We start from the raw sequence: 8,360 nt of genomic DNA, 5'->3' as shown, positions 1-8,360 counted from the left end.
AAAATCGCGCATTCGAAGGAAGAACCTCGGGTCACCGACTTCCAAAAGCGCGATCCTCATCCATCTTGCCGGCCACTCGGTCTCCGTACCGACTCTCGTCCACACGAGGAACGGCAGCCCACACCTCTGGCTTCCCGACGGTCCCGCCGCTGGTCGTGCGATCCGGATGACCACCTTCTCTCCCGGTACAGCTCTCCGGAACTTCGAATCCGAATCCCCCCTCTGCCGCAGACTCGGCGCGACCATCGCAGATCTCGACGTCGCCCTGTCGGACTTCAGACATTCCGGCGCCGATGTCAAACTGCTGTGGGACATCCAGCAAGCACACCGAACGAGAGAGCTCATCGACCATCAGCCGGATCTCGCCGGGGCCGAGGTCCTCCGGCGCGGATTCGATCGTTTCGTCGACGAAGTCTCCACTCGTCTGGCCGAACGTCCGCGTCAGGTAATCCACAACGATGCCAACCCTGACAACGTCCTGGTCGTTCCGTCCGCTCCGCCTATGATCACTTTCATCGATTTCGGAGATGCAGTCGTTGCGCCGCCGATCGTGGACCTCGCTGTCGCCGCGTCATATCACATCGGGGCAGGTATCGAGCGCGGAATCCTCGGCCACGCTGCCGATGTCATCGAGGGATACCACTCGCGGCTTCCCCTGACGGTTGAGGATGCGGAGCTGCTGTACGACTTGATCACCATACGGGTACTGACAGCGTTGACAATCGCTTCTTGGCGCGCAACCCAGTTTCCGGAGAACAAGGATTACATCCTCAGAAATGCTGCCGGCGCGTGGCGCCGGCTCGAAATGCTCGAATCCGCCGGGCGCAGGACAATCGAGGAAGAAATCAAGGTGAGGTGTCAACTGTAATGACCACGATCAACTACGCGGAGTCCATCCGCGAACGCCGTGAACGCGCACTCGGGCCCGCCTATCGACTGTTTTATCGCGAGCCGGTGCACATCGTGCGTGGCCGGGGAACCAAAGTCTTCGATGCCGAGGGCAACGAGTATCTGGACGCGTACAACAACGTGCCCGCAGTCGGGCACTGTCACCCCAGGGTGGTCGAGGCGCAGCATCGCCAGGCGCGACTGATCAACACCCATACCCGCTACCTCGGAGAAGAGCTGGTCGATTACGCCGAGCGACTCCTGGCCACTTTTCCGGAGCAGCTGGGAAACGTGATGTTCACCTGTACAGGTAGCGAAGCCGTCGATCTCGCGCTCCGCGTGGCACGGCACGGCCGTAGCGGGACCGGTATCATTGTCACAGACAACGCTTATCACGGCACCACCGCGGCCGTGGCCGCGATTTCTCCGTCGCTCGGCGCAGCACAACCCCTGGGTACCGATGTCCGGGTGGTTCCAGCACCGAATCGATTCCATCCCGACGAGGTGGCGGAGAAGTTTCCTGCGGCTGTCGATGCTGCAATCGCCGACCTCCGACGTCATGGGCATGGAGTGGCTGCGTTCATCGCGGACTCGATCTTCGCATCGGACGGCGTGGTTCCGGATCCTGCCGGGTTCCTTGCAGGCGTGGTCGATGCAGTCCATCGGGCCGGCGGTCTCTACATCGCGGACGAAGTACAACCGGGTTTCGGCCGGACCGGATCCGAGATGTGGGGTTTCGCCAGGCACCACATCGTTCCGGACCTGGTGGTGCTAGGTAAACCCATGGGGAACGGAATGCCGATCGCAGCGATGGTGACGCGTCCCGAACTCTTGTCCCGGTTCGGCTCGGACGTACGCTATTTCAATACTTTTGGAGGAAACCCGGTTGCCATCGCTGCTGCAGCAGCTGTGCTCGACGTCATCGAGGACGAATCACTCCTCGCCAACGCCGCCGAGGTCGGAGCGTATCTCCACTCAGGACTGACTCGCCTCCTTGCCGAGCATCCCCATTTCGGCGAGGTGCGGGGCGCAGGCTTGTTCTTCGGCGTCGACGTTGTCGACGAGGAGGGGCGACTGTGCCCCACAAGAACCGATCGAGTGGTCAACGCCTACCGTGACAACAGGGTGCTCATCGGCACGGCCGGACCACGCAGCACCGCATTGAAGATTCGCCCGCCCCTGCCCTTCTCGCAGAACGACGCCGACCGATTCCTCGAGGTCACCGCGGAGCTGCTGCCGAGGCTGAAGTTCCGCCTGTAAGTGGACTTTGCATAACCAGCAGCAGCGTCGACGTTGAGCACTCGTCTCTGCAGTAGGCCGAGAAGATCGAATTCGTCGATGAGGGCACCAGCGAGGTGCACTCCGTGCTGGTCGACGAGCACTTCCCGGGAATCGGAGTTTTCAGGCAATGTCCGCGGCCACGATCACGCTCGACAATTACCTCACAGGGCACTGGACCGGCGGTCTGATAGGACTTTGCCAGGCTGGGAAGGGTATGGTGGAAGATCGGGCAGATAACAATCCAATAGTCCAGTGCGCGTTCGCGTTTACGCACTGGGACATAGAGGGTCGGTGCTCGCCGGACGCTTTTGGTTCGGTCGACCGCAGTGTGGTGAGGAACAGGTGCGCGGCGGTGACGAGGGTGACGTGGTGGTACCAGCCGAGCCAGGAGCGGCCTTCGACGTGGTCGAGTCCGAGGCCGGCTTTCGGTTCGCGGTAGTCGTGTTCGATGCGCCAGAGGATCTTGGCCAGCCATCGCGCAGGCGCCTGACGAGGGCACGCCGGCGCAGATAGCCGCGGCGCGCGACAACGCGGTCCGACAGATGCTCCGGACTCACCCAGAGGTGATGGACTACGTACGGCGATCAATTCTCGAACCGGGCGGGGCCAGTCAACTGTTGGAACGCCTGACGGAACTGAGCCGCAGCGAGATCTCCAAGCTTCGTGCACGTGGTGTCGCCTCGACCCGTCGCTCGGAATCGACACAGGTGATCGGGGTGATGGTCAGCCAATTCGGACAGTTGCTGCTGCAGCCGATGATCGACGACATGTGGGATTACCTCGGTAAGACCGATGGCCGTGATGGCGACAAGCCCTCATTGACCGTGACCGTCGACTGATCACCGAGGCCGCCCGGCTTCGGGTGTGCTGCTGCCAGGTCATGCTGATGAAGGACGCCTGCCTGTTGTCCGCCTCGCCTCAACAGACTTCCTCAGCAGCCGGCGCGGGAGGCGCACCCGGACGGGCCGGCTCCCTGGGACAGCGCGAATACCGAAGTGCGGCTGATTGATCCGGCATGGAACGCTATCGCTGTCGGCGAGACCGGTGAGATGATCGCGAGCGAGGCGTTCATGAAAAGTTACTGGAACAGCCCCGACGCCCCCGCCGCAACTCTTCGCGACAGCTGGCTGCGCAGAGTTCACGAACACAAATACGCCGGCAGACTTGTTCACGGCGTCCAGCACCCTGCTACCGCAGCCTGCACGGCCTGGGTGCGCAGCAGGCTACGGTCACTTTTCTCGCTACTCAACGCGTCAGGACGGTGCCCCACGGATCCTGCGTCAGTACTCACACTCGAGCGAGTCGCGATCGTGAAGCAACGTCGAGACCGGGCAGCACTCACTGCCTGGTGATCAAAGGCGCTGGCTGACACTGGTCGACGGCAGACCGCATGGCTACATCTGGAAGCATCCACACAGCCCGGTGTACAGATGGACCGCGACGGTGTTTCGAAACTCGACCTATCGGACGACAGCGCTGTAGTGGCGGCAGTCGCTGCGGGCACAATTCCTGATTCTGTTTCCGCACTCGACGATCGGATGATCCAGTCCGTTCTCACCGGGCAGTGCTTCAGAGTTCGAGGGTGCAGGCTGGAGTGTCGCCGCTGACCTCCTGAAGCTCTGCCCCCACGACACCATCCGCGTAAGGCCTTTGAGGATTGGGCGCGGACTTCAGCCAATCGACGAGAACATCGACCTCGCTCCCCGTTGCTCGGCCCCACTCGACCTCGAGCATCCACAGCAGCCGGAACACCGCAACAAGTCATAGCCGTAGCTCCGGCAGGTCAACGGGCTCACATCACACAGTGCCAGATCTCGCAGGTACTGGGTGATGGGTTCGACCTCCGCACCAGCACGGTCCACCACGATGTACGGCGGAAATCTCGTCTCAGCCGCGGACACCGCGCCGATCCGGTCGCAATCGGCGCAATCGGCTCGGCCCTCCATCAACTGCTTTCGTAGTTCCGACATGCACCAGTTCCTTCAACACAGGATGTCGGCCGTCTTGGGCCAACGTCGATTGGTGCAGTCGACTATTCGTCCCGGCGAGCGAAGCGCATGAGCCCGGGAATACTGGGCGGGATCGGTGCAGCTCTCGGACTCGCCGCGTTCTTCGGAGCCGGCGGAACGGCCAGCCGAGTTGCCGGCTCGGGACCGGCTCGCCCTGCGTCAGCAGGAGCAGCGGCTCTTGTAGTGGCCCTCGCCCGGCGATTCGTTAAGTCTTTCGATGGATGTCGACAGCGGTGGCGCTCGCTAGCCTTCATGACATGACGAGCGACCCATACACCTCCGGCGGCGACGTGTCCGCTGCCGTCGAGCACCGTCCTCCGCCCGGCCGCTGGTGGGCGCTGGTGGTATTAGCTGTCGGCCTGGCACTCATCGTCATGGACGGCACCATCGTCGCGGTCTCGTTGCCGACGATCATCGACGACCTGCACCTGGACTTGACCGACGCGCAGTGGGTGAATTCGCTGTACTCGGTGGTGCTGGCAGCGCTGCTGCTCACCTCCGGCAGTCTCGGCGACCGCATCGGCCGGCGCCGAATGTTCATTCTCGGCATCGTGCTGTTCGTCGCCGGCAGTCTGTGGGCTGCCACTGCGGGAGACGCTGCCGCACTGAACAGTGCGCGTGTCCTCCAAGGCGTCGGCGGCGCCTGCATCCTGCCGTCCACGCTGTCCACGGTCAACGACATGTTCCGCGGTAAGGACCGAGCGGCCGCGTTCGGGGTGTGGGGCGCGGTGATCTCTGGCGCCGCGGCTCTAGGACCACTCCTGGGCGGATGGCTCACCAGCACCTTCACGTGGGAGTGGATCTTCCTGGTCAACGTTCCCATCGGGGCGTTGCTGGTAGTAGCCGCACTCATCGCAGTCCCCGAAACTACTTCCCCGGTGAAGCGTCGGGGCTACGATATCGACGGTTTGCTGCTGAGCGCGATCGGTTTCGGCGCACTGGTTTTCGCGGTGATCGAGGGCAACACACTCGGCTGGTGGAAACCGCTGAGCGACCTGAATGTGTTCGGCCTGACGTGGTCACAGGAGATGCCGATATCGATCGTGCCGGTACTGCTGGCGATCTCTCTGGCGGTGCTGGTCACCTTCGGATTCTGGGAACGACACCGCGCGCGCGTGCGGCGGTCGGCCCTGCTGGATCTGAATCTGTTCTTCACTCCTACCTTCAGTTGGGGCAACGTGGCGGCGATGATGATCGCGGTCGGGGAGTTCGGGCTCATCTTCGTGCTGCCGCTGTATCTGATCAACGCGGTGGGACTGAGTACCATGGGCGCCGGGTACGTACTCGCGGCGATGGCAGTCGGCGCATTCGTCTCCGGTGCCCTGGCGCGGCACCTGGCGGCGCGTCTCGGCGCCGCAGGCACCGTGTTGGTGGGTGTGGCGCTCGAAGTGATCGGTGTGCTGGTGCTCGCGTTCACCGTCCATCCCGACTCGTCCCCGGTGCAGATCAGCGGTGTGCTGATGATCTACGGCGTCGGTCTCGGGTTCGCGTCGGCGCAGCTGACCAGCACCGTGCTGCGGGATATCCCGGCAGCGGCGTCCGGGCAGGGGTCGGCGACACAGAGCACGGTACGACAGGTCGGAGCCGCATTCGGTGCAGCGGTCGCCGGGTCGGTGCTGTCGATCGCGCTGGCCCACAATCTCGCGCAGGTGACCGGGCCGGCCGCGCAATTCGCCGAGGCCACTCGGACGTCCGCGGGCGGAGTGATCGCAGGACTACGCACACGCGGTGAAGAGGACATCGCGCAGACCCTCTCGGGTGAGTTCAGCGACGCCACACAGTGGACGCTGATCGCGACCTCCGGCTTCCTGCTCCTGGGACTGCTCGCGGCGACCGTCGTCTGGTGGGTCTCGCGCCGGACACCGGACGCCCGCACGGGTGATCCTGCCGATGACGCGGGCCATGACAGGATCTCCGTCGAGTGAGGTTCGGCCCCTCCGCACCGCCTGACCTACGGTCAGATGATCAGGCCCCGTTCGCGTGCCACGACCACCACGACGAGGCCCTCGTGGAATGCCAGCGGCGTACGTAGTCCGGCGCGCGACCGGATGGTCGTCGACGAGCAGTACCCGTACCGCGCTCATCGGACCCGCACCGCGGGGAGGGCGGCTGCCACGGCGGTTCCGTCGCCGTGGGCTGATTCGACGACGAGGGCGACGTCGTATTCCATGACGCGCGACCCCATCTCGCCGTCGGTGAGCAACTCACCGGCGATGCCGGTCTGCTGTTCGAGTTGGCTGAGCAGGCGCCGTAACGCGGAGTGCAGCGGCGCGGCTTCGAGGGCGGCGGGTGCGAGGGCGTCGACCACCTGTCGTGCTTCGACGAGGTTCTGCTGGGCGGTGTCCGCGATCTGGGTGAAGATCGCGACCGGGTCGGCGGGGCCACGCTCTCCTGCGCGGGAGAGAAGGAGGATCGATGAAAATCCCCTGTGCCAGAGTGTCGTGGATGTCGCGGGCGAGCCGGGGACCGTTCGGCCAGCGCGCCGGCTTCTCGTTGCAGGGCAACCAGTTCGTCTTGTGCCTCGACCAGTTCGCGGTGTGCCTCGGTGAGCTCGTCCACCAGTCGCTGTCGTTGCGCGGACCGGCGCACCAGCTGCTGATAGATCACCGCCATGCCGGCGGCGGCCAGCGCCCCGAAGATCGGCCCGATGATCGACGCTGCCGTGTTCGTCGTGCCGTGCCCCATCGTCGCCGCGAGGGCGGCCGCGGTCAGTGCACTGGTCACGACCAGCGTCGTCGGAGTCGCAAGGAGGGGAAAGCAGAGGAAGAACAGGGCGAACGCCAGCCAGACGAAGTCGGCGTCCGCCACGACGAGCGCCACCCAACCGAGCACAAGTATTCCGAGCCAGATCTGTCCCAGCCGACGCTCTCTGGGCTCGCCGTTCACGAGGCCTCTGCGCCGCACGAACCAGATCCCGCACAGGTACCACGCCGCCACCGCCGCGGCGAGTGGCACAACGAGGGCGAGGTGGGCGCTGACGGCGACGGCACGCCCGGTACCCACTGCCAGGAGCAGGAAGAACAGCAGGTATGCGCCTGATTGCATGGCGCGGAGCACCGGTTCGGCACCGGCCGGATGAGGCACGTCGGGTGTTCGTAGATCACTCGTGAACACCGAGCTCACGCTAACAGCGGCTCATTGTCTTCCCTCGAATCCGTCGCCGATTCCCACTTTCGATGGATCGGAGAACCCAACCGATGCTCGATGTCTCCACCTCCTCTTTTCGCGACGCTGGAATACATGTTCCTCAGCATCCGTGATCTCCGCTTCGCCCAGGGCCGGTTCGCCATCATGAGCTCGGCCCTGTTCCTCATCTCGCTGATGGTCGTCATGCTGTCCGGGCTGACCTCCGGGCTCGGCAATCAGTCCATCGCCGCGATCAAGAATCTCGGTGCCGACCACTTCGCCTTCGGAGCACCGGCCGAGGGCCAGGGGGTCTCGTTCGCCGAATCGATCGTGACGACCCGCCAGCAGGCCGAGCTGGAAGCCAGGCACGGGGTGGACGCGGCGGCGATCATCGGTATCGCGCCGACCCGGGTCAGCGTTGACGGCAGGGAAGTCGCCGCCTCCGCCTTCGGTGTCGACGGAAGCTCCTTCGCCGCCCCGGTCGCGCTCGCCGGCGGGGAAGTCGCTGTCGATGCCGACCTGGCCAAGGACAACGGATGGGCGACCGGAACCCGGATCACGATGAGCGGAACGCCGTTCACGATCGCAGCTGTAGTCGACGACTCGTTCTACAGCCACCAGCCGGTGGTCTGGATGGACCACGACGCGTGGGCGGCGCTGCCGTCGGCCGGAGGGAGCGAGGGGAGCGTGGTCGCGCTGCGGACCTCGGACGGTTTCGACGCCGGAGCGGCCGCTGCCGCCACGGGAACCGAGATCACCGACCAGGACGGGGCGCTCGATGCGATCGGCTCCTACACTTCCGAGCGTGGATCGCTGTTGTTGATGCAGGCGATGTTGATGATCGTCAGCGCCTTGGTGGTCGGCGCCTTCTTCACCGTGTGGACCATTCAGCGCAGCCAGGACCTCGCCGTCCTCAAGGCTGTCGGCGCCTCCACCCGTTACCTGGTCAAGGACGCGCTCGGTCAGAGCCTGATCGTGCTCGTGTTCGGCGCCGGGCTGGGCACACTGGTCGCACTCGGAGTGGGAACGATTGCCGCGCAGGTGGTTCCGTTCACG

7 protein-coding genes and 1 pseudogene are annotated in these 8,360 nt (G+C 64.5%); 6 read left to right on the top strand and 2 right to left on the bottom strand.

Going from position 1 to position 8,360, the window contains the following annotated elements; all coding sequences use genetic code 11:
* Together R1101_RS26455 and R1101_RS0111530 are read left to right on the top strand one after the other, a co-directional pair.
* Positions 1-868: phosphotransferase (locus R1101_RS26455; RefSeq protein ID WP_157179145.1), on the top strand; the 868-nt coding region annotated here is incomplete at its 5' end.
* Positions 868-2,148, top strand: coding sequence for an aspartate aminotransferase family protein (locus R1101_RS0111530; protein ID WP_016933585.1), 1,281 nt, complete (start codon positions 868-870; stop codon positions 2,146-2,148). The genes R1101_RS26455 and R1101_RS0111530, both read left to right, overlap by 1 nt.
* Positions 2,149-2,451: 303 nt before the next feature.
* Here the strand turns inward: R1101_RS0111530 and R1101_RS31510 are convergent.
* Positions 2,452-2,640 (bottom strand): annotated as a pseudogene (locus tag R1101_RS31510) (IS701 family transposase); the annotation flags it as partial.
* Between the two features lie 146 nt (positions 2,641-2,786).
* On the opposite strand from R1101_RS31510, the gene R1101_RS30020 reads away from it, so the two are divergent.
* Both R1101_RS30020 and R1101_RS0111515 read left to right on the top strand, forming a co-directional pair.
* Positions 2,787-3,008, top strand: a complete 222-nt coding sequence (locus R1101_RS30020; RefSeq protein WP_016933584.1) for a hypothetical protein — start codon at positions 2,787-2,789, stop codon at positions 3,006-3,008.
* Between the two features lie 1,427 nt (positions 3,009-4,435).
* Entirely contained in the window at positions 4,436-6,103 is a 1,668-nt protein-coding gene (locus R1101_RS0111515) for a DHA2 family efflux MFS transporter permease subunit (protein ID WP_016933582.1), read from the top strand.
* Positions 6,104-6,258: 155 nt separating this feature from the next.
* On the opposite strand, the gene R1101_RS31385 is transcribed toward R1101_RS0111515, so the two are convergent.
* Positions 6,259-6,486, bottom strand: a complete 228-nt coding sequence (locus tag R1101_RS31385; protein ID WP_016933581.1) for a hypothetical protein — start codon at positions 6,484-6,486, stop codon at positions 6,259-6,261.
* Positions 6,487-6,593: 107 nt separating this feature from the next.
* On the opposite strand from R1101_RS31385, the gene R1101_RS31380 reads away from it, so the two are divergent.
* Positions 6,594-7,217 carry a hypothetical protein gene (locus tag R1101_RS31380; RefSeq protein ID WP_332307002.1) on the top strand — a complete coding sequence of 208 codons (624 nt, stop codon included), beginning with the start codon at positions 6,594-6,596 and terminating at the stop codon, positions 7,215-7,217.
* 201 nt (positions 7,218-7,418) lie between these two features.
* A partial coding sequence (locus tag R1101_RS0111500; protein WP_016933579.1) for an ABC transporter permease occupies positions 7,419-8,360 on the top strand: 942 nt, incomplete at its 3' end.

Source organism: Rhodococcus sp. R1101 (assembly GCF_000278445.1).
Classification (GTDB): Bacteria; Actinomycetota; Actinomycetes; order Mycobacteriales; family Mycobacteriaceae; genus Rhodococcus; species Rhodococcus gordoniae.
Note: the sequence above shows the minus strand (reverse complement) of the source record. Positions and strands in the feature narration are given on the sequence as shown.